The sequence below is a fragment of the Aquimarina litoralis genome (assembly GCF_019295435.1).
Lineage (GTDB): Bacteria > Bacteroidota > Bacteroidia > Flavobacteriales > Flavobacteriaceae > Aquimarina > Aquimarina litoralis_A.
On sequence record NZ_WEKL01000009.1, the window covers coordinates 74,841 to 96,301 of the forward strand.

The 21,461-nt window shown below is 32.8% G+C and carries 20 protein-coding genes and 1 riboswitch; of the genes, 16 read left to right on the forward strand and 4 right to left on the reverse strand.

The window, feature by feature from the left end; translation table 11 throughout:
• The first annotated feature begins 2 nt into the window (after positions 1–2).
• The 3 genes from GBO31_RS06995 (at position 3) to GBO31_RS07005 (ending at position 2,858) form a co-directional block, all read left to right on the forward strand.
• Positions 3–1,340: a gliding motility-associated protein GldE gene (locus GBO31_RS06995; RefSeq protein WP_246615792.1), complete on the forward strand. Its 1,338-nt coding sequence runs from the start codon at positions 3–5 to the stop codon at positions 1,338–1,340.
• Positions 1,327–1,902: a gliding motility lipoprotein GldD gene (gene gldD, locus GBO31_RS07000; RefSeq protein ID WP_219007618.1), complete on the forward strand. Its 576-nt coding sequence runs from the start codon at positions 1,327–1,329 to the stop codon at positions 1,900–1,902. Before GBO31_RS06995 ends, gldD begins: the two co-directional genes overlap by 14 nt.
• A gap of 80 nt (positions 1,903–1,982) precedes the next feature.
• Positions 1,983–2,858, forward strand: coding sequence for a DMT family transporter (locus GBO31_RS07005; RefSeq protein ID WP_219007619.1), 876 nt, complete (start codon positions 1,983–1,985; stop codon positions 2,856–2,858).
• A 50-nt stretch (positions 2,859–2,908) separates the two neighbouring features.
• Here GBO31_RS07005 and GBO31_RS07010 read toward each other — a convergent pair whose 3' ends face one another.
• Together GBO31_RS07010 and GBO31_RS07015 are read right to left on the reverse strand one after the other, a co-directional pair.
• Positions 2,909–4,975, reverse strand: coding sequence for a M16 family metallopeptidase (locus tag GBO31_RS07010; RefSeq protein WP_219007620.1), 2,067 nt, complete (start codon positions 4,973–4,975; stop codon positions 2,909–2,911).
• A 17-nt stretch (positions 4,976–4,992) separates the two neighbouring features.
• Positions 4,993–6,318: a M16 family metallopeptidase gene (locus tag GBO31_RS07015; RefSeq protein WP_219007621.1), complete on the reverse strand. Its 1,326-nt coding sequence runs from the start codon at positions 6,316–6,318 to the stop codon at positions 4,993–4,995.
• A 169-nt stretch (positions 6,319–6,487) separates the two neighbouring features.
• On the opposite strand from GBO31_RS07015, the gene GBO31_RS07020 reads away from it, so the two are divergent.
• The 4 genes from GBO31_RS07020 (at position 6,488) to GBO31_RS07035 (ending at position 8,468) form a co-directional block, all read left to right on the forward strand.
• Complete coding sequence (locus GBO31_RS07020; RefSeq protein ID WP_219007622.1) at positions 6,488–6,961, forward strand: DUF4199 domain-containing protein; 474 nt, start codon at positions 6,488–6,490, stop codon at positions 6,959–6,961.
• Between the two features lie 96 nt (positions 6,962–7,057).
• The gene (gene rplU / locus GBO31_RS07025; RefSeq protein ID WP_219007623.1) at positions 7,058–7,732 is read left to right on the forward strand and encodes a 50S ribosomal protein L21; all 675 of its coding nucleotides are present in this window, start codon (positions 7,058–7,060) and stop codon (positions 7,730–7,732) included.
• 45 nt (positions 7,733–7,777) lie between these two features.
• The gene (gene rpmA / locus GBO31_RS07030; protein ID WP_211073876.1) at positions 7,778–8,038 is read left to right on the forward strand and encodes a 50S ribosomal protein L27; all 261 of its coding nucleotides are present in this window, start codon (positions 7,778–7,780) and stop codon (positions 8,036–8,038) included.
• Between the two features lie 94 nt (positions 8,039–8,132).
• Positions 8,133–8,468: a hypothetical protein gene (locus tag GBO31_RS07035; protein WP_219007624.1), complete on the forward strand. Its 336-nt coding sequence runs from the start codon at positions 8,133–8,135 to the stop codon at positions 8,466–8,468.
• 197 nt (positions 8,469–8,665) lie between these two features.
• On the opposite strand, the gene ahcY is transcribed toward GBO31_RS07035, so the two are convergent.
• Complete coding sequence (ahcY, locus tag GBO31_RS07040; protein WP_219007625.1) at positions 8,666–9,982, reverse strand: adenosylhomocysteinase; 1,317 nt, start codon at positions 9,980–9,982, stop codon at positions 8,666–8,668.
• A gap of 136 nt (positions 9,983–10,118) precedes the next feature.
• Between ahcY and GBO31_RS07045 the strand changes: the two genes are divergently transcribed.
• The 5 genes from GBO31_RS07045 (at position 10,119) to GBO31_RS07065 (ending at position 15,018) form a co-directional block, all read left to right on the forward strand.
• The gene (locus GBO31_RS07045) at positions 10,119–10,751 is read left to right on the forward strand and encodes a 4'-phosphopantetheinyl transferase family protein (RefSeq protein ID WP_219007626.1); all 633 of its coding nucleotides are present in this window, start codon (positions 10,119–10,121) and stop codon (positions 10,749–10,751) included.
• Between the two features lie 238 nt (positions 10,752–10,989).
• A complete protein-coding gene (locus GBO31_RS07050; protein ID WP_219007627.1) occupies positions 10,990–12,555 on the forward strand; it encodes a DUF4301 family protein in 1,566 nt (521 codons plus the stop codon).
• On the forward strand, positions 12,552–12,953 hold the full coding sequence (arfB, locus tag GBO31_RS07055; RefSeq protein WP_219007628.1) for an alternative ribosome rescue aminoacyl-tRNA hydrolase ArfB: 402 nt from the start codon (positions 12,552–12,554) through the stop codon (positions 12,951–12,953). Before GBO31_RS07050 ends, arfB begins: the two co-directional genes overlap by 4 nt.
• Before the next feature lie 199 nt (positions 12,954–13,152).
• Positions 13,153–13,482, forward strand: a complete 330-nt coding sequence (locus GBO31_RS07060) for a hypothetical protein (protein ID WP_219007629.1) — start codon at positions 13,153–13,155, stop codon at positions 13,480–13,482.
• Between the two features lie 183 nt (positions 13,483–13,665).
• Positions 13,666–15,018: a sigma-54-dependent transcriptional regulator gene (locus tag GBO31_RS07065; protein ID WP_219007630.1), complete on the forward strand. Its 1,353-nt coding sequence runs from the start codon at positions 13,666–13,668 to the stop codon at positions 15,016–15,018.
• Here GBO31_RS07065 and GBO31_RS07070 read toward each other — a convergent pair.
• The gene (locus tag GBO31_RS07070) at positions 15,015–17,459 is read right to left on the reverse strand and encodes a hybrid sensor histidine kinase/response regulator (RefSeq protein ID WP_219007631.1); all 2,445 of its coding nucleotides are present in this window, start codon (positions 17,457–17,459) and stop codon (positions 15,015–15,017) included. The two genes, GBO31_RS07065 and GBO31_RS07070, sit on opposite strands and share 4 nt — an antisense overlap.
• A gap of 229 nt (positions 17,460–17,688) precedes the next feature.
• Positions 17,689–17,784, forward strand: a riboswitch (TPP riboswitch).
• Positions 17,785–17,857: 73 nt separating this feature from the next.
• On the opposite strand from GBO31_RS07070, the gene thiS reads away from it, so the two are divergent.
• The 4 genes from thiS (at position 17,858) to GBO31_RS07090 (ending at position 21,444) form a co-directional block, all read left to right on the forward strand.
• On the forward strand, positions 17,858–18,058 hold the full coding sequence (gene thiS / locus GBO31_RS07075; RefSeq protein ID WP_219007632.1) for a sulfur carrier protein ThiS: 201 nt from the start codon (positions 17,858–17,860) through the stop codon (positions 18,056–18,058).
• A 47-nt stretch (positions 18,059–18,105) separates the two neighbouring features.
• Positions 18,106–19,965 (forward strand): phosphomethylpyrimidine synthase ThiC, encoded by a 1,860-nt coding sequence (gene thiC / locus GBO31_RS07080; protein WP_219007633.1) that lies wholly within the window; start codon positions 18,106–18,108, stop codon positions 19,963–19,965.
• Positions 19,966–20,070: 105 nt separating this feature from the next.
• Entirely contained in the window at positions 20,071–20,679 is a 609-nt protein-coding gene (locus GBO31_RS07085) for a thiamine phosphate synthase (protein ID WP_219007634.1), read from the forward strand.
• Between the two features lie 6 nt (positions 20,680–20,685).
• Complete coding sequence (locus GBO31_RS07090; RefSeq protein WP_219007635.1) at positions 20,686–21,444, forward strand: hydroxymethylpyrimidine/phosphomethylpyrimidine kinase; 759 nt, start codon at positions 20,686–20,688, stop codon at positions 21,442–21,444.
• The last annotated feature ends 17 nt before the right edge of the window (positions 21,445–21,461 follow it).

A 21,461-nucleotide genomic window follows, 5' to 3' on the forward strand; every position in this document is an offset into this window, starting at 1 on the left:
ATTTGGATCCTGATCCTGAACCGTTATTTATTGTTTTAGCAACTTTCGACTCTATGCAGGCAATCAATCTGATTGTTCTTGTGATGCTATTAATATGTTCTGCCCTAATTTCTGGTAGTGAGGTCTCACTGTTTTCGTTAACTCCTTCAGACCTAAAAACAGAAGGCGAAGAAGAAACAGTACACCAAAAAATTATTTCGAAATTACTCAGTAAACCCAAAAAATTGTTGGCTACCATTTTGGTGGCTAATAACTTTATTAATATCGCCATTGTGCTACTTTTTGATGCTTTAGGAGAAGTTTATTTTAAAGGTCTTGATGATCTTATAATTCCTTGGGCAATGTGGATCGATGTTAGATTTGTGGTGGAAGTGATTTTGGTAGCCTTTTTAATCTTATTGTTTGGAGAAATATTACCAAAAATATATGCGAGTAGAAACAAGGTGAAATTTGCAAATTTTATGGCGCGCCCATTGCGATTTCTGGATTGGGTTATTATACCTATTAGTTTGCCAATGCGCAGTGTTACGATGCGAATTCATAATAAATTAGGTAAGCAAAAATCCAATATTAGTGTGGATCAGTTATCGCAAGCCTTAGAATTAACTTCTGATACAGATACTACTTCCGAAGAAAAGAAAATCCTAGAAGGGATTGTATCCTTTGGTAATACTGATACAAAACAGGTAATGAAACCGAGGATCGATATTTTTGCATTAAATAAAGACAGGAAATATGCAGAGGTGATGCCTGAGATCATAGCACAAGGATATTCTCGCATTCCAGTTTATGAAGAAAGTATCGATAAGGTAATCGGAATTTTGTATGTAAAAGATTTGTTACCTTATATCAATCAAAAAAACTTTGATTGGGTTAGTCTGGTAAGGGATCCATATTTTGTTCCTGAAAATAAAAAGTTAGATGATTTGCTAAACGATTTTAAGAATAAAAAGAATCATTTGGCAATTGTGGTAGATGAATATGGCGGCACCAGTGGATTAATTTCTTTAGAAGATATTATTGAAGAAATAGTAGGTGATATTAGTGACGAGTTTGATGATGAAGATCTGGTTTTTTCTAAGCTGGATGATCGTAATTATGTTTTTGAAGGAAGGACCTCTTTAAAAGATTTTTACAAAGTCTTAAAGTTAGAAGACAATACTATTTTTGAAAATAAAAAAGGAGATGCTGAAACAGTTGCAGGATTGTTATTAGAAATTTCAGGTAGTTTTCCAAAACGAAATGATATGATCACACTGCAACAATATGTTTTTAAAATAGAATCTTTAGATAACAAACGGATTAAAAGGATAAAATTAACCATTAATGAAGAAGAGTAGGATATACATATTTTTGACCGCTATAACTTTTAGTGTGCTATATTCTTGTGGAGGTGATACATTGCCAAAACCAAAAGCAATGTTGCGTTTATCGTATCCTTCTCCCAAGTATGAACAAGCATCATTAGACTGCTCCTATTCATTTGAGAAAAATAGCATTGCAAGTTTCCAAAAAGCAAGGAATCAAAAAGAATGTTGGTATAATATAGAATATCCACAGTTAAAAGCGACGATCTATTTGTCTTACTATAACATCGATAAAAATCTGGATTCGTTGTTAAGAGATGCGCAAAATCTTACTCAAGAACACTTTATAAAAGCAGATGCGATACAGCCAAAGGATTTTGTGTATCCTGAAAAAAAAGTCTATGGAAGAATATATGAAGTAACGGGTAATGCAGCCTCTTCTTGCCAGTTTTACTTAACAGATAGTGTTCGGAATTTTGTGTCCGGTTCTGTTTATTTTAAAGTAAAACCTAACTATGATTCTATTCTGCCAGCGGTTAAATATCTAAGAAATGATGTGATTCATTTTATGGAGACTGTGCAGTGGAAAGAATAACGCTAAACGTTCGTTAATTTTTCTAATTTCCCAATTATTGCTTATTTATTTTATTGATTTTTGCAGCTTATTAATTACCAATGCAACAAACAAAGCTTAAATGGATATATCTGGCGATATTATCGCTTGTATGGGGTAGCTCTTTTATTCTAATCAAGAAATCTTTGATTGGCCTAACACCTTTGCAATTAGGAGCATTGAGAACATTGTTTGCAGCGGTATTTTTGTTCTTGATAGGTTTTCGAAGTATGAAAACCATCAAAAAGGAAGAATGGAAATGGATAGTAATTTCTGGGTTTTTAGGAACATTTATTCCAGCATTTCTTTTTGCTTTTGCTGAAACGGAAATAGACAGTGGTATTGCATCTGTTCTTAACTCTACAACTCCTTTAGTGACATTAATATTAGGAGTACTCCTATTTTCTATTCGATTTAGTAGAAATCAACTTATTGGAGTCATTATTGGATTAATAGGTTGTTTGGCGCTTATATTCGAAGGAGCTTCTGTAAACCCGAACCAGAATTATTGGTATGCAGGTTTGGTACTATGTTCATCAGTTTGTTATGCTACTAATGTGAACATTATCAAACGATATATGCAACAGATTTCGCCAATGGCAATTGCTAATGGTAATTTTATTGTATTGGTTATTCCTTCTTTAATCGTTTTATATTATTCCGATTTCTTTGAAACTAAAGTAATTCAGAGCCCAGAAGTACATACAAGTTTGATATATATTTCTATTCTTGCCGTTGTAGGTACTGGAATAGCAAAAGTATTGTTTAATAAGTTGGTGCAAATTAGCAGTCCTGTTTTTGCCACTTCTGTTACGTATACGATACCGATTGTAGCATTAATGTGGGGATTATTAGATGGAGAGGAATTTTCTTTTTATCAGGTACTAGCAGCAGGAGTTATTATTTTGGGAGTATATATTGCCAACAGAAAAAAATAAAGGTCCGTATTACTACGAACCTTTATGGTTATATTGATAAGAGTTAACTCTTATTTAAAATCTTCATCTGTTACACCTTCGTTAATTTTAACTGAAGATACGTTAAAATCAAATTTTTGAGGACCAGCAGCGATAGAGATAGTATGTGGAAATTTAATACCATTTACTTCCTTATAATTGCTGTATGATATTGTAGAAGATACTTTTTGCCCTCCTTGTTCTTGTATAACGATATCTTTTATTTTAAGTCCCGTTTCAGTATCAAAGAATGAGGTCTTTTTATCACTCATTTTTAATTTATACGCTTTCCCATTTTCATAAGGCTCTATTCCTTCTAGAGTAGCATCTTTACTTTTTAATTCTGGAAATGGATAGGAACTCTTTTTAGTATCTGCTATCTGAGCTTCAGTAAAATCAATTTTTTGACCTTGCGCCATTGCATATCCTTTAGTTCCATCAAAAACATTTTTACTTACAGAATTTCCTCCAAATAATATGTTCGTAAGCATTTGGTTTTTAGAAGTGGTTTTAAGGGTCATATCCAGTGTAGCTCCACCCATAGATGCTTGAGCAGAAGTAAAGGTAGAAGTAACTGCTTCTAGCTTGTCTTTTCCTCCAATAGCTTTAAAATAAGTGTCAAAAACTGATTGTGCAGTTACTCCTTCAGGTATTGCAGCATTGTATTCAGGTTTTTCAGCTTTATTTCCATATTTATCAAAATATAGAATTGGAATTTTCTTTCCTTCAAACTGAATTTTTTCTAAGTTTTCAAGAACATCACTTCCTTTGCCTACTAATACAATTCTTGCTTTATCTAAATTAAAATACTTGTTAGCAATTCTCTTAATGTCATCTTTGCTTACAGCATTAATTTTGGCAATAAACGTTTCGTAGAAATCCTTTGGAAGATTTTGAGTTTTGATATCAATACTTCTTGAAGCGATGGTTCTATCGTTTTCAGATGCTAAAATGAAGTTACCTAAGAATTTTGCTTTTGCATTTTTTAATACTTCCTCATCTACATCTTCAGTTCTGATTCTTTTGATCTCTTTAAGAGTTTCTACTACAGCGCTATCAGTAACCATGTTTCTTACTTTGGCAGTAACTCTAAATGCCGTCTTGAAGTTTTTGTTTCTCGGCATTGTTGATCTTGCTCCATACGTATATCCATGCTCTTCTCTAAGGTTCATGTTTACATAACTACCAAAAGATCCTCCAAGAATATAGTTTGTCACTAAAGCAGCATGATGATCTTCATCTGCCATTTTAAGATCAGAAATATTCATTACAGCCATTTCTGTTTGCACAGCATTCGGCATATCTATGAAGTTAATTTGTCTGTACTGTGCATCTTTTACATCAGGAATGCCAAAAGATGGTGCTTTTCCAGAAGTCCAAGAGGTAAAATGTTTTTCTACGAGCTCTTTTGCTTTGTCATTACTAATATCTCCACTGATTACCATGTAAGCGTTAGACGGAACAAAGTTTTTTCTATAATAGGTCTCAACGTCAGCAAGTGTAATGTTGTTTACTGTTTTTTCAGTTGTATATTCTCCTGCAGGATGATTTTTTCCATAGGCTAATACACTTCGTACTCTACTGGCAACAGCTTCTGCGCTATTTTCTCCAGACTTAATACCTTCGATAAGTTTCTTTTTCTCCAAATCTAATTCTTCTTGAGTAAAATTTGGATTTAAAGAAGCGTCAGCGAATAATTCAATGATTCGATCCGAATACTTTGATAATGATTGTGCAAAACCACCAGAAGCTCCAACATTTACAAAAGCTCCTAGAAAATCAACTTCTTCATTAAAAACATCTTTACTGATGTTTTTGGTTCCTTTTCCCATCATTTCTGAAGCAATTGCTTCGATTCCTGCTTTGTTTCCCTCTGCATTAGGAGGGTTGTCTAGAGATAAACTAACTGTTATTCTTGGTAGTTTTTTGTTTTCAACAACAAGAACCGTTAAGCCGTTACCCATTTTAAAGGTATAGGGTTCTCCTAATTTGATCACAGGAGTTGGTCCTGATTTTGGCATTTTAGACCGATCTATTTGTGCTTGTGCACTTACCGCGATCAATACAAATGCTATGATAAAGATTATATGTTTTTTCATCGTAATATTCTTTTTTATTATTTGCTTGACTCTGGTAAATAGTCAAGATTAAGACGTTGATTTTTGTTCAAGTATTTTTTGGCAACGTTCTGGATGTCTTCTCTTGTAATAGATCTGTAGATGTCGATTTCCTTATTGATAAGATTAGTATCACCTAATAACATATTGTATCTTGCTAGAGAATTTGCAATCCCTTCAATACTTGAATTAGAATTCACGAAGTTATTTTCGAATTGATTCTGAAGTTTTTCAAATTCTCTTTCAGAGATTAATTCATTTTGTAATTTTTCAATTTCAGCATCCATTTCTGCTTGCAGCTTATCTAAACTAACATTTCCAAGTGGTAAAGCTCCCATGATATATGTTCCATAGTCTTCTTGTGCATCTGTAAATGCAAGTACCTGCAAAGCCATTTTTTTATCTTCTACCATATTTTTATACATTCTGGAACTGTTTCCACCAGTTAGTATTGTTGATATGTAGTTCAATACATAGGCATCTTTATCAGTTTGTTTTGGTGTTCTGTATACTAATACTTTTGCAGGAATTTGGATGTTTGCATCTTTCTCTGTTGCTTTGATCTCTGTAGTAATAGGATCTTCTTTGATTATAGTTCTTGTTATTTTGTCTCCAGTGTTTTTGATTGGCCCAAAATAATCAGCAATCATTTTCTTAGTATCTTCAATCTGAATATCTCCTGCTACTACTAAAGTTGCATTGTTTGGATTATAGAATTTTTTGTTAAATGCAATAAATTCGTCAAGCTTTGCTGCATCTAGATCTTCCATACTTCCGATCACAGATTGGCCATAAGGGTGCTTTTTGAAGATGTATTTATTGATTCCAGTTCTATAGATGATCTTTCCGTAAGGCGCATTATCAATACGCTGTCTTTTTTCTTCTTTTACAACCTCATTTTGAGTGTCGACACCTATTTTATTAATCACAGGATGTAACATGCGTTCAGATTCCATCCATAATCCTAATTCTAAATTGTTTGAAGGTAGTGTCTCATAATAGTAGGTTCTGTCTTGTGTAGTGTTGGCATTGTTTCTTCCACCATTAGCAGAAACAATATCGAACCATTTTCCTCTTTCTATGTTTTTAGTTCCTTCAAATAATAGGTGTTCAAAAAAGTGAGCAAATCCGGTTCTTCCGGTTTCTTCGTCTTTAGCGCCAACATGATACATAACACCTACTGTTACAACAGGTGCTTTATTTTCTTGATGTAGAATTACGTGCAGACCATTATCTAGATCATACTCTGTAAATTCTACTTCTTGTGCACTTCCTGAGATAGCCATCAAGAGTCCACAAGCAATTGTGTAAAGTTTAGTTTTCATTTATAACAATTTTTATTGAATTTGTATGCAAAGATCGCATTTTGCAGCGATTTTAACGAATTAAGAATTTGAGTGGTGTAAATAGTTAGTTTTTAATAAATTAACAGTTTTTTAAGCCTGAAAACCGACAATTATTCATAAATTTCTGTTAAATCCAAACAAGAAAATTATGAAAAAGTCTACAATTCCTGTAAAGTATGGTGTTCTGATTGCGATTGGACTAGTTGCATATTTTTTAATTTTATCACTATTTGGTGTACAGACCAATCCCGCTTTTAGCTTGGGTAATGGTTTTATAGTAGCCTTTGGTTTATACAGAGCTATGAGAGATTATAAACTAGAAAAAGGAAGTGCTTTTGAATACCAAAAAGGATTTATGGCAGGTCTATTTACGGGTTTTAATGCTACTTTAATTTTTACAATTTTCTTCGCTATATATGTTACTAATATCAATACTAGTTTCCTTCCAGAAATGTTGGCTAATTGGAGTTCTCATTATCATGTTGGTGTGGGAATAGTGGTGTTCGTGGCAGCTATTATGGGATTTGCAACAACATTTGTACTTACCTTGTCCTTTATGCAATTATTTAAAGAAAGTTGGAATATTAAGAAAAAGCATAATTCTCATCCTATTGAGGCGTAAAATATTTGTCAGTTAATTAATTAGCAGTATATTTGCATCCGCTTATTTAATAGGCGGTTGTTCTTTTTATATAAAAAATTAATTAAACGTTACGCTATGTACGCAATTGTAGAGATAGCAGGGCAGCAATTTAAAGTTGCGAAAGACCAAAAAGTTTTTGTTCATCGTTTAGCAGGAGAAGAAGGAGATAAAGTTTCTTTCGATAAAGTTCTTCTAACAGCAGATGGAGATAATGTTACTTTAGGCGCCCCGGCTATAGATGGAGCTCAAGTTGGAGCAAAAATCACAAGACACCTAAGAGGTGATAAAGTTATTGTTTTCAAGAAAAAGAGACGTAAAGGTTACCGTGTGAAAAATRGTCACCGTCAATCTCTTACTGAAATCGTAATTGAAAGTATTGTTGCTTCTGGAGCTAAAAAAGCTGCTCCAAAGAAAGAAACTAAGAAAGCTGAGCCGAAGGCTAAAGCTGAGAAAGTAGAGAAAAAAGCAGAAGCACCAAAGAAAGCTGCTCCTAAAAAAGCAGCAAAAGCTGATGATCTTAAAAAGATTGAAGGTATTGGACCAAAAATTGCATCTACATTGGTAGAAGCAGGTATCGCTACTTTTGCTGATTTAGCAAAAACAGATGCTGCTAAGATCTCAGAAATTATAGCAGGTGTACGTGGTAACCACGTAACTGACACTTGGCCTGAGCAAGCAAAATTAGCTGCTGAAGGTAAGTGGGATGAATTAAAGAAATGGCAAGACGAATTGGATGGTGGTAAGGCTTAATAGCTACATTCAATTTTAAGTTTAACATAATAAAACCTAGAAATTATGGCTCATAAAAAAGGAGTTGGTAGTTCGAAGAATGGTAGAGAATCAGAATCGAAACGATTAGGTGTTAAGATTTTTGGTGGACAAGCTGCCGTAGCTGGTAACATCATTGTAAGACAAAGAGGTACAGCGCATAAACCAGGTGAAAATGTATACGCTGGTAAAGATCATACGCTACACGCTAAAGTTGACGGTGTAGTAAAATTCACTAAGAAAAAAGATAATAAATCTTATGTTTCTATAGTTCCTTTTGAAGCATAAGAATATTTTCCTTTGTAATAAAGATGAAGCCCTTTTCAAATGAACTTGAAAAGGGCTTTTTATTTGAATCATACTTCTTTTAAATCTAAATTTTATGAAATTACTAATAAGCCGAGTGTTATCTTGTTTTGTTTTTCTTTTAATGTCAAACGCAGTAATGTCTCAAGAAATACCAAAATATGATTATTTAGAAATCATTGTTGTTCAAAAAGCTAACAATAGCGGAAGAGTAAAAAGAATAAAGGTACAAGAGCAGAAATCTTTAGAAGGTAAAAAAATTACCATCAAAGAAATTGAAGATTTAGATGGGACATCAGATTTGTTAAGCTATATGAATGCTGCCAATTGGGAGTTTGTAGACCGCCAATCTGTGGTGTCCGAAGAAAATGACCCAGTATGGATGAGTTATATTTTCCGAAAACGGAAATAAGAAATAATTTTAGACTATAAATCCTATTTAAGTAATATGCTGGAGTAGATTTATCATCAGTTGAAATTTTATCAACTTGTGGGATTTTTATAATTAATTAAATATATAAAAAAAGAAAACCCTCACTTTTTGGTGAGGGTTCTATCTAATATCTAAAAGCGAAGCGKTCTAAAAATCTAGCGGCATCGCGCTCTATTTTAGTATCTGTAATGCTCAGGCTTAAATGGACCTTCTACAGTTACTCCGATATACTCAGCTTGATCTTTTCGTAATTCTGTTAATTCTACTCCGATTTTTGCTAAGTGAAGTTTAGCTACTTTTTCATCCAAATGTTTTGGTAACATATATACTTCATTCTTGTAACTCTCACTGTTTTTCCAAAGCTCAATTTGTGCTAAGGTTTGGTTTGTAAAAGAATTACTCATTACAAAACTAGGGTGACCTGTTGCACATCCTAAGTTTACCAAACGACCTTCAGCAAGAATGATAACATCATTACCGTTAATATTGTATTTGTCTACCTGAGGTTTGATAGTGTCTTTAGTATTTCCGTAGTTTTTGTTTAACCAAGCCATATCGATTTCATTATCAAAATGTCCGATATTACATACAATTGCCTTGTCTTTTAGTGCTTCGAAATGCTGTCCTTGTACGATATCTTTATTACCTGTAGTAGTAATGACGATATCTGCATTTCCAATTACTGTTTCTAGTTTCTTAACTTCAAAACCATCCATTGCTGCTTGTAAAGCACAAATTGGATCGATCTCTGTTACAGTTACAATAGAACCAGCTCCTCTAAAAGAAGCAGCAGTTCCTTTACCAACATCACCATAACCACAAACCACTACGCGCTTACCAGCTAACATTACATCTGTTGCTCTTCTGATCGCATCAACGGCACTCTCTTTACATCCGTATTTGTTATCAAATTTAGATTTGGTAACAGAGTCATTTACATTGATTGCTGGCATTGGTAAAGTTCCGTTTTTCATTCTTTCGTATAAACGGTGAACTCCTGTTGTAGTCTCTTCAGAAAGCCCTTTGATACCATCTACTAATTCAGGATATTTATCTAATACCATGTTTGTTAAATCTCCACCATCATCAAGGATCATATTTAATGGCTTACGATCTTCTCCAAAAAATAGAGTTTGTTCAATACACCAATCAAACTCTTCTTCATTCATACCTTTCCAAGCGTAAACTGGTATTCCGGCATCTGCTATTGCTGCAGCTGCTTGATCCTGAGTAGAGAATATATTACAAGAACTCCAAGTAACTTCGGCTCCAAGAGCTTGTAGTGTTTCTATTAATACAGCAGTTTGTATGGTCATATGAAGACAACCAGCAATACGAGCTCCTTTAAGAGGTTGCTCGTCTTTATATTCTTCTCTCAAAGACATAAGACCTGGCATTTCTGCTTCTGCTAGTTCGATTTCTTTTCTTCCCCAAGCAGCTAATGAAATGTCTTTAACTTTGTAAGGAACATAAGGTACTGTTTTGGTACTCATAATAGTCGTTTTATAGTTATGAAGTGCAATATTTTAGTATTTCGCACCAAATTATTCTAAATTCGTTTCCCTGAAATCAAGATTGTAGTTCTCGATTTTCAGTTTGCAAAGGTACATAATAACTTTAAGAATTCGCATGCCTCTTTACAAAACTATAACAGTAGATGAAACCACTAATATATTGATTTGGAAGATAGAAGAATCTTTTGAAGAGCTGTCTGAAGGGATTGAATTAACAGATCATTGTAGACAAAGAGTAGATAATATGAAATCTGATCTACATAGGAGAGGATTTATGAGTGTTCGGCATCTGTTGGCTATTTTTGGATATACGGATTACGACTTATTTTACGATGATTTTGGAAAACCACACTTAAAAGATGGAAAACAAATTTCTATTACACATTCTTACGAATATGCTGGTATTATTGTAAGTGATAAACTGGTTGGAATTGATATAGAAAAACAAAGAGATAAAATTGTTCGAATTGCTCATAAGTTTGTAGAATCAGAACAAGAATTTGTCAATCAATTTCAGGAAGATAAAATCAGAGCTTTAACTGTTATTTGGGGAGCAAAAGAATCCTTGTATAAGTTATATGGAACGGCTGGTTTGAGTTTCGAGCAACATATTCACATTACTCCGTTTAATTTTGATATGCCATTTACTACAGGAAGCATTCATTACCAAGAAAAAATCAGTCATTATGATATTACTTTTCTAGAGTTTGAAGGGTTTACTTGTGTGTATGCATTGCCTTATGGTTAGTTTTTAAGTTGTATAACTCTTAATAACTAGTAAAAAGAGGGAATTTTCATCCTTTGAATAATTTTTTTACAAAAAAAATATAAGGTTCATATCTTTTAACTTATATTGAAAACTCTTGCGAGTATAAAACAAGTTAGTTTGTAATGAATAGGGGTGGTAGGATGTGTGTTTAAATGACTTTACTTGTTTTATGAGTAGTTTTAAAACCTTCATATTAATTAAATTAACCAATAGGAACGTGAATATTACGGATAAAGATATTAAGCTTATTACTTCTAAAAGATTAACCGTTGAAAAAGTTTTATCACAAATAGAAACCTTTAAAAATGAAATTCCCTTTGTTGCTTTAAGAAGTGCGGCAAGTTTGGATAATGGTATTTTGAAGTTTTCTGAGCATTACCAAACAGAATTAACCAAATTGTACGAATCTAGATCTTCTGATTTAGAGACAACCAAGTTTGTTCCTGCTTCTGGAGCAGCAACTAGAATGTTCAAAGAACTGTTTAAATTTCTCGATAATTATGAATATCGAAAAGAAAGTTTGAACTCTTATACCAATCATGAAAAGGCGAATGCAATACGGTTATTCCTGATAGGATTAGAAAAGTTCCCTTTTTATGAGACGGTAATGAAGAAAGTGAAAAGCTCCTATCCTAATTTTGAATCTCTTTCTGAAGGTAGACAGCTTCATATTTTTGTAGAAATGATGCTTAAAGAGAAAGGATTGAATTTTGGATCTTATCCCAAAGGACTACTACCTTTCCATAAATATCCAGATAGTATTTCTACTTCGTTTGAAGAGCATCTATATGAAGCAGCAGGCTATAATAAAAATACAAATGGTGATTCGAAATTGCATTTTACGATTTCTAAAGAGCATTTAGATGCATTTAAAGATGAATTCGAAAGGATCAAGAAAAAAGTTGAAGAAAAAACAAATACAAACTTTATAATTACATATTCATTTCAAAAATCAGAAACCGATACCATAGCTGTGGATGAAAACAATGAGCCTTTTCGAAAGGAAGATGGTTCCCTGTTTTTTAGACCTGGTGGTCATGGGGCTTTGATAGAAAATTTAAATGATCTAGATGCTGATATTATTTATATAAAAAATATAGATAATGTTGTAGTTCGTAAATATCAGGATGAAGTCTCGGGATATAAAAAAATATTAGCAGGTAAATTAATTGAAATTCAGGATGAAGCTTTTCGAATTTTGAATGCGATTGATAAAAAATCTCCATCGGAAGCCGAATTGATAGATATAAAGAAGTTTTTGGTAGAACAACTTAATGTGAGATTACCAATAGATTTTGATAAATTCTCCGAAAAATATAAGCTTCAATTCTTAAAAGAGTCCTTGAATAGGCCTATTAGAGTTTGCGGAATGGTAATCAATGAAGGAGAACCTGGAGGAGGTCCTTTTTGGGTTAAAAATGACAATGGAAGATTAGTACTGCAAATTATAGAAACTCCACAAATAAATCCTGAAGATCATAGACAGCTTGAAATATTAGAAAGTGCCACACATTTTAACCCAGTAGATCTTGTTTGTGGTGTAAGAGATTACAAAGGAAATAAATTTGATTTATTGAAATATGTAGATCCTGATGCAGGTTTTATCACAACTAAATCACTAGATGGTAAAGTGCTGAAAGCTTTAGAACTTCCTGGATTATGGAATGGAGCCATGTCAAATTGGATTAGTGTTTTTGTCGAAGTTCCTCTTACAACATTTAATCCTGTAAAAACTGTAAATGATTTATTGAAGTCTGCACATCAAGTAAAACTTTTTTCGTGAACACTTCCGTCCTTCTTAGTGAATTAAAATTTAAAGCAGTAAGAAGTTCTGGCGCTGGTGGTCAACATGTTAATAAAGTGTCTACTAAAGTAGAGCTAAGTTTTCATATACAAGATTCAAAGGGGATTACTATTGACGAAAAATTAAAAATTTATAATAAGCTAGCTTCTAGAATTACAAAATCAGGTCAGTTAATTCTTCAATGTGGGGATACAAGAAGTCAACATAAAAACAAAGAACTAGTAATAAGTAGATTTTTAGATATTTTAAAAGCTAGTTTATACACTCCAAAATCAAGGAAGTCATCTAAACCTACGAAAGCATCAGTTAGAAAACGTTTAGAAAACAAAAAAATGCATTCTCTTAAAAAATCGAATCGTAAAAAACCATTGTTTTAATATTGTAGCAATCAAAAGTGTGTAAAATTTCTACACATTTATGTGGATTCTACAAATTTCTACAGTTTTTAAATTCAATCAAAAATATATAAAACACTGTATATCAGTATTTTGTGTATTGTGTCTTCTTGTTTATTTTTTTGGAACAATTATTCCTATCTATATTATCGTAAAACATGCTTTTACAATAATATTAAAAATGAAAAATTTACAAATGATCATCGCGATAGTAGTAAGTATTATATCAGCACAAGGAGTGATAGCGCAGGATGAGCTGGCTGAAAATGACGGATGGGAGTTTATGGATTACGAATATGAGCTGCAAGAGTATACTGAAATTGAAATTGTAGAATTACCTATGATGGTTCAGGATGCGGCTGCTAAAGATTTTGAAAACTTACGTATTTATAGAGCATTTATATCTAAGGATAACACCTACAAAATTATCCTTAAAGGTAAAGATAACTATACTAAAGTTGTATTTGCAAGCGCTAATGGCGAATGGATTAAGCCAGACGACAAATCTTAAATCTAGGGGTAGAAAAGGATATCGTTTTGCAACCAAAAGACGATATAAAGTTGTTTAGTGCTAAAAAGAGACCCAATCCCAAGGGTCTCTTTTTTATTTTTTACGTTTCTTTGATGTAGAGAATTATTAAATGTTTTTAATATATAATTTTATATAATACATTTAGAATTAAATGAGATTCATATGTCCAAATTATTGATTGTTGAAGATGATGTGGCTTTTTGCACAATGCTTAAAACTTTTTTACAAAAAAAAGGATATGAAGTATTGACTTCATTTTCTGGAAATGAAGCTATTTTGCAAATTCAGGAACATACATTTGATATCGTTCTTACAGATGTAAGATTACCAGATAGAGATGGAATCACTCTGTTAGATGATATCAGAGAAAAAAATCCAAAAACTCAGGTGGTTATAATGACAGGTTATGCTGAAATTAATATGGCGGTAAGTGCTATTAAACAAGGTGCCTTTGATTATGTGTCGAAACCATTTAATCCAGACAAGATATTACAGATAATAGAAAATGCTTTAAAAGTTACTAAGGATGTTCCTAAGCCTGTTCGACAAGAAGTTTCTAAAAAAGAAAAAAAAGAGGTAAGTGCTAATAACTCTTTCGTGAAAGGGATTAGCGACGCATCTAAAAAATTAAACGAGTACGTTGCTCTAGTCGCTCCCACAAGAATGTCGGTATTGGTAATTGGAGATAGCGGTACTGGAAAAGAATATGTAGCGAGTAGTATTCATAAGGCGAGTAAAAGAGCTGATAAACCTTTCGTTCCAGTAGACTGTGGTGCTATTCCTAAAGAAATTGCCTCTAGTGAATTTTTTGGTCATATCAAGGGTTCCTTTACGGGTGCTGTGAATGATAAAGTGGGTCATTTTGAAGCAGCAAATGGAGGAACGTTATTTTTGGATGAAATTGGAAATCTTAGTTATGAATTGCAAGTTCAATTATTAAGAGCATTACAAGAGAGAAAAATTAAACCAGTAGGAAGTAATAAAGAAATAGAGGTAGATATCAGAGTTATTGCTGCTACAAATGAGGATCTAAGTAATGCTGTAAAAGAAGGCGATTTTAGAGAAGATCTGTATCATAGACTTAATGAGTTTTCAATAAAGGTTCCGCCACTGAAGGATAGAATTGAAGACTTGATGTTGTTTGCAAATTATTTTCTTGAAGAGTCAAATATAGAATTAGATAAGCATGTTGTTGGTTTTGCGGATGAAGTGTTAGATACGTTTAAAAAATATGACTGGCCTGGTAATTTGAGAGAATTAAAAAACATTGTAAAAAGATCTGTTTTACTCTCTCAGAATGATATGATTACTTTAGATGTGCTTCCTAATGATGTGGCTTATGCTTCTCATAATGCGAAACAGACATATGGTTTATTCAAAAATCAAAATGAACAAGAGTTAATTTTGGATGCTTTGGAAAAGGCAAACGGGAATAAAGCAAAAGCTGCGCGCATGCTAGATATTGATCGAAAGACACTTTATAACAAGTTAAAGCAATATGACATTAGTCTTTAGCTCTTTACCTTTAGTTTGTCAATTAGATTTTCTATTTTATCAATACCTTCTTTAGTAAGGGTAAGAACTTCTTGAGGATCAAGTTCATAATTATCTAAGTGTTCCAATGTATCTAAAATAGGCACAATCTCTTTTGCTTTTATTTGTTTAAACATTGGTAACATTTTATGTGCAAGCCTTTTAATTTGTTCTAGATCTCCTTTATCATTTGAAATAGCAGTTTTTAATTCAATTATATGGTCCGTAGTACTATCACAAAATGTTTCTAAAATAGCATAAAGAGATTCTGAATCTCCTTGAGCAAAAAGCATTAAGTCTTTTAAAGAATAATCGGCATCTTTTTCGTGGTTAGAAACAGGGTTTTCATATTCGATGTCTGGAGTGTCGATTTTTAATACAGAAGCAATCAAATCTATAAGAGCTTGAGGAACATATGGCTTTCGAAGACTACTAGAAAAACCAGCAGCTTTATATTCAGATGCTGAGGTATCTGTTCTACCTGAAAGCGCAATAATGGGTAAGTCCTTATACAAAAGATTATTTTGAATGTTTTCTAATAGTTCAAATCCATCCATTTTAGGCATTTGAATATCAGTAAGGATTAAGTCATAATTGTTTTTCTCTAAAAGCTCTAAGGCATCTATACCGTTTTCACAAATGTCATATGATAGCCCCATCAAAGAAACGACTTCACTTGTTAGGTCAAGTTGACTTAGATCATCATCAACAATAAGTGCTTTTTTATTATTAAAATGCTTTATCTCCACTACTTCATGCTCTTCTTCAGGAATTTGATTTTTAGCAAGTTTGATAGGAATACAAAAAGTAAAGTTACTTCCTTTGTTAGGTTCGCTCTCCAACTTTATTTTACCTTTAAGCAATTTGATTATTTTTTTTGTAATTGCTAGGCCCAAACCAAAACCACCATACTTTTTTTCCGTATCATCATCCCCTTGCGAAAATTCCTCGAAAATATATTTTTGTTGTTCTTTGGTGATACCAATTCCTGTATCTTTCACAGAGATAACTAATTCTTTTTCTGCAAGTCCATTTTCTGTGATTTTTGCATCAATAGAGATGGATCCTTTATCAGTGAATTTATAAGCATTATTTAATAAGTTAGTAAGTACCTGTTTAATTCTGAAAGGATCTCCAAGATATTGCTTGTTTAGCTCTTTTTCAGAATTTATATGGATATCTAGGTTTTTAGTATCGTTTATAGGTATAACACTAGTAATTGTATTTGCAATTAACTTTTTTGGAGAAAAAGGCAATTCTTCGATAACCATTCTTCCTGCTTCAAGTTTGGATAAATCTAATAAGTCATTTACCAGATGAAGAATGTAATCAGATGATTTTTTTAAGTGCCCTAAATAGTGTTTTTGTTTATTATTTAGACCGGTCTTTTCTAATAAATCAGAATATCCAATAACTGTATTAAGAGGGGAGCGTAGGTCGTGAGTTACCGTATTGATTAAAGATTCTCGAGTTTTTAATAGAGATTCAGTGTATGTTTTTTCATTCTCTAATTCATTTCTAAATTTCTKACTTTTAGAAACATCACCTGTAATTAATACAATAAAAATAATTGCAATGACAAGGCTAATAGCGGAGATGATAATAATGAATGTAAAGGTTTTATCCATAACTTCACTCGAAGCTTGGAATCTCTTATTAAATTCACTTCTCTCATTCTGTTCAATATGAGCCAAAATATCTCTCAGCTTTTGAGTAATAACCTGATCGTTTTTTAGAAGTTTATTTTCCTTATACCAAATCTCATATCTATATCTTCTGTCTTTTGCTTCTAATTCAGCAAGTACTTCCTTTACAGTATTGGTAAGAGATTCTACCGTTTCGTTGGTTAGCCTTTTTTCATTATCCTTTTTTAAAAGCTCTAAAACATTGGAGAAAAGCCTTCTTTTGTCAGGAGACTTGTCTTTAAAACGCTTTTCATAATTTGTGTCGTAATCCTCAAAGTTAGAATTAGTTTTTTTCAACTCATCAATAGCCGTTTGATAGGTGCCTTTTCGATTACGTTGTTTATAAATATCAATTAACTCCGCAAAGTTTTTATTTTTATTGTCAACTAAAATTTTGATACTATCTATTTTTCGAATTTGGATACTATCCGATGAAACATAAGCAAGTTTATCAATAGTATTAATAATAGAATCTACTTTGGCAGTGTAGTTTTCAAATTTTTTATTTTTATTAGAAGTTTGAATAATATTTCTCGTGAGGCTTTCCGCTTCATATAATCGTGTAATAGCTTCTCCAACAAGAACTAACTTTTCATTATTCTCATTTTTAATTTTATTACTTTCTGTATAATTGTTTAATTGGCTGTAAATTATCCAAAAAGAAAGAACTGCTAAAACAACGGCAAGACTATAACCTATAATTATTTTTGACGTTATGGCGCGTTTTGTATTATTCATATGTTAATAACTTCAAAATTGCAGTAGCATTGTTTTAAACAGAATAAAGTTACAATAAATCATTGAAAAAGCCTGATTTTATAGTTAATAGGGGTGAAATATTGTAGTATATTTCTTTTTCGTTTACTGTGGCCATACATCAAAAAGTTCTAATTTTAAATTTTTGATAAAAAGCTTAGAAATAGTGAAGTAGATACTGTAATTGTTTTTAGATTCCTTACCTTTACAAAATAAACTTTAGGGGTGTCTCCTAGAAGGAGTCTGAGAAATACCCTTTGAACCTGATGCGGCTCATACCGACGAAGGGAAAAGTTAAGAAGTACCTTAAATATAGGTATGTATATTACTTTTTAGGCATTTACTTCGCCTCCTAAAGTTTATGGATATAAATAGGAACAATGACCATAAACGTTAATAATCAAGAACAAATTATTCCAGAGAATAGTTCGGTAACTTCTTTGTTAGATCAATTATCTATTGCAAAAGATGGGATTGCAATAGCGATAAATAATGAAGTTATCACCAAAAACAAATGGAACCAAACTTTAATTGAAGTTGATGATAATATTACCATAATTCAGGCAACTCAAGGAGGATAAATAAAAGATAGAAACAAACGATCATCAAAAGCTAAAATGATACATTTATGAAGAAAAAGGATACTGCACCACAGCAAGGAAAAATCACCACTACACCTTTTCCTAATTCGAAAAAAGTTTACGTAGAAGGAAATATTCACCCACAGATCAAGGTGGCAATGAGAGAAATTGAATTGAGTGATACAGTGGACTCAATGACTCGTAAGAAAACGCCAAATGAATCTGTTGTTGTGTATGATACGAGTGGCCCTTATACAGATCCATCTAAGGAAATTAATGTACATAACGGAATTGAACGTATCAGAGAACAATGGATTTTAGATCGTGGTGATGTTGAAGAATTGGATAGTTTTTCCTCTGAGTACTGTAATCAAAGGTTAAATGATTCAAGTTTAGATCATTTAAGATTTAATCATTTGAGAAAACCTAAAAGAGCAAAAGCTGGAAAAAATGTTTCTCAGATGTATTATGCGAAACAAGGAATTATAACCCCAGAGATGGAATACGTTGCCATTCGTGAGAATCAAAAAATCGAGGAAGCAACTAGAATTGCTAAACAACATCCTGGTCAGGATTTTGGAGCAAGTATTCCTAAGAAAATTACTGCTGAGTTTGTAAGAGAAGAAGTAGYAAGAGGAAGAGCGGTAATTCCTTCTAATATCAATCACCCAGAAGCTGAACCAATGATATTAGGACGTAACTTTTTAGTTAAAATTAATGCTAATATTGGTAACTCCGCAACTACTTCTAGTATCGAAGAAGAAGTAGAAAAAGCAGTATGGGCTTGTCGTTGGGGAGCAGATAATATAATGGACCTTTCTACGGGTCAAAATATTCATGAAACTAGAGAGTGGATTGTACGTAACTCTCCAGTACCTATAGGAACAGTGCCTATTTACCAAGCTTTGGAAAAAGTAAATGGTAAAGCAGAAGACCTTACTTGGGAAATATTCAGAGATACTTTAATCGAGCAAGCTGAACAAGGAGTGGATTACTTTACAATTCATGCTGGAGTTCGTTTAGCTTATGTACCGATGACAGCAAAAAGAGTAACTGGGATTGTTTCTAGAGGAGGTTCGATAATGGCAAAATGGTGTTTAGCACATCATAAAGAGAGTTTCTTATACACTCATTTCGAAGAGATTTGTGAGATTATGAAGTCTTATGATGTGGCATTTTCGTTAGGAGATGGTTTGCGTCCTGGTAGTATTGCAGATGCCAATGATGAAGCTCAGTTTGCAGAATTAGAAACTTTAGGTGAATTGACAAAAATTGCCTGGAAGCATGATGTACAAACCTTTATTGAAGGTCCAGGTCACGTGCCTATGCATATGATTAAACAAAACATGGATAAGCAATTAGAAGCATGTGGAGAAGCTCCATTTTATACATTAGGACCTTTAACTACAGATATTGCACCAGGATATGATCATATCACTTCAGGAATTGGAGCTGCTATGATTGGTTGGTATGGAACGGCAATGTTATGTTATGTTACTCCAAAAGAACATTTAGGATTACCAAATAAAGAAGATGTGAGAACTGGAGTAATTACATACAAGTTAGCAGCACATGCTGCCGATCTTGCAAAAGGACATCCAGGAGCACAGCATAGAGATGATGCATTGAGTAAAGCTCGATTTGAGTTCCGTTGGGAAGATCAATTTAATTTGGCTTTAGATCCAGAAAGAGCGAGAGAATATCATGATGAAACCTTACCTGCCGAAGGAGCAAAAATCGCTCATTTCTGTAGTATGTGCGGACCTAAATTCTGTTCGATGAAAATTTCTCAAGAAGTTCGAGATTATGCTGCTAAAAAAGAGATTGATGATCAAAAAGCTTTTGAGCAAGGAATGCAGGAAAAAGCAGAAGAGTTTAAAGAAAAAGGAAGCGAAGTTTATCTATAAGATATACAGGTATCAGGTATCGGGTTTGTGGGTTTCAGAATTTGGGAAACTACATACCCGAAACTTGTAACCTGATAACCGAAACCTTTGCCCAATAGTTAAAAAATGATCATAGTACTCACATCAGAAAGGGTTCTGTCCAATGAAGCAGAACAAATCAATCGATTGTTTAAAGAAGGTTTAGAAGTATTACACCTTCGTAAACCAACATTTACCATTGATGGGTATCGTTCTTTATTAGAACAGATCGATACGAAGTATCATGATAAGATTATGACACATCAATTTCCTGAGTTAACACAAGAATATGCCTTAAGAGGAATACATCTTCAAGAACAAGCACGAATTGATTTAGAAGATGCTTTGGAAGTGACTATTCAAGTGTATAGGAATAAAGGTTTTTCTGTAACAAGTTCTTTCCATTCAAAAGAAGATATTATGGATTGCAAGGCTGACTTTGAGTATGTTTTGCTAAGTCCTGTTTTTGGTTCTATCTCTAAAGCTGGTTATGAAGGAAAAGGTTTTGATGTTACAGATATGAGCCATACGATTATCGGAATGGGAGGAATTAATGAAACTACACTGCAAAAAACCTATGATTTAGGATTTAAAGGTGTTGGGATTTTAGGTGGTGTTTGGAATTCAGAAGATCCAATAGAAAGTTTTATTCAGATTAAAGGTGTTCATGATTCTGTTGTAAGAATCACGAATTAAAGATGTATGAAAAAGCGTCCTAATGTACTTACAATAGCAGGTTTTGATCCGTCATCAGGAGCTGGATTAACTGCGGATATTAAAACATTCGAAGCTTTAAAATGTTATGGACTAGCGGTATGTTCTGCAAATACTATCCAAAATGATACAGATTTTGACCAGTGTATTTGGATTGATAAAGAAGTAATGAAAAGTCAAATTTCTATTCTTTTTAAAAAAATGAAGATTGACTTTGTAAAGATTGGTATTGTTCAGAATTGGGAGGTATTAAATGAAATTATTGATTTTTTACTTCAAAAAAATAATCAGATTAAAATCATATTAGATCCGGTATTAAGATCAAGTTCTTCATTTGATTTTCATTCATCTATTAAAAATGATAATCGCTCCTTTGAAGAAGTCTTGAAAAAGATATACTTAATTACTCCTAATTATGAAGAGATTGAAAGGTTATACAAGGATAAGAATATCGAAGAGACAATAAATCATATTTCGGGCTATACAAATCTATTCTTAAAAGGAGGGCATCGTAAAGAAATGATCGGCAAAGATGAGTTGTATACGATGGAAGGTAGATATTTTACATTAAATCCTAAAGCGAATAATATTACTGAAAAGCACGGTAGTGGTTGTGTGTTATCTTCAGCGATCACAGCTTATGTAGCGTTAGGTTTTCCTTTGCTAAAAGCATGCTTTAGAGGAAAAAAATATACAGAAAAGGTATTAAACTCTAATAGAACATTATTAGGATATCATAGGTTTTAGAAGCTAGGTAGTTGAAG

What these genes read in the sequence shown, in the direction of transcription:
- gldD (WP_219007618.1), top strand. Translation starts at nt 1,327, where the DNA reads ATGAAGAAGAGTAGGATATACATATTTTTGACCGCTATAACTTTTAGT.
- GBO31_RS07005 (WP_219007619.1), top strand. Translation starts at nt 1,983, where the DNA reads ATGCAACAAACAAAGCTTAAATGGATATATCTGGCGATATTATCGCTT.
- GBO31_RS07010 (WP_219007620.1), bottom strand. Translation starts at nt 4,975, where the DNA reads ATGAAAAAACATATAATCTTTATCATAGCATTTGTATTGATCGCGGTA.
- GBO31_RS07015 (WP_219007621.1), bottom strand. Translation starts at nt 6,318, where the DNA reads ATGAAAACTAAACTTTACACAATTGCTTGTGGACTCTTGATGGCTATC.
- GBO31_RS07020 (WP_219007622.1), top strand. Translation starts at nt 6,488, where the DNA reads ATGAAAAAGTCTACAATTCCTGTAAAGTATGGTGTTCTGATTGCGATT.
- rpmA (WP_211073876.1), top strand. Translation starts at nt 7,778, where the DNA reads ATGGCTCATAAAAAAGGAGTTGGTAGTTCGAAGAATGGTAGAGAATCA.
- GBO31_RS07035 (WP_219007624.1), top strand. Translation starts at nt 8,133, where the DNA reads ATGAAATTACTAATAAGCCGAGTGTTATCTTGTTTTGTTTTTCTTTTA.
- ahcY (WP_219007625.1), bottom strand. Translation starts at nt 9,982, where the DNA reads ATGAGTACCAAAACAGTACCTTATGTTCCTTACAAAGTTAAAGACATT.
- GBO31_RS07045 (WP_219007626.1), top strand. Translation starts at nt 10,119, where the DNA reads ATGCCTCTTTACAAAACTATAACAGTAGATGAAACCACTAATATATTG.
- GBO31_RS07060 (WP_219007629.1), top strand. Translation starts at nt 13,153, where the DNA reads ATGAAAAATTTACAAATGATCATCGCGATAGTAGTAAGTATTATATCA.
- GBO31_RS07065 (WP_219007630.1), top strand. Translation starts at nt 13,666, where the DNA reads ATGTCCAAATTATTGATTGTTGAAGATGATGTGGCTTTTTGCACAATG.
- thiS (WP_219007632.1), top strand. Translation starts at nt 17,858, where the DNA reads ATGACCATAAACGTTAATAATCAAGAACAAATTATTCCAGAGAATAGT.
- GBO31_RS07085 (WP_219007634.1), top strand. Translation starts at nt 20,071, where the DNA reads ATGATCATAGTACTCACATCAGAAAGGGTTCTGTCCAATGAAGCAGAA.
- GBO31_RS07090 (WP_219007635.1), top strand. Translation starts at nt 20,686, where the DNA reads ATGAAAAAGCGTCCTAATGTACTTACAATAGCAGGTTTTGATCCGTCA.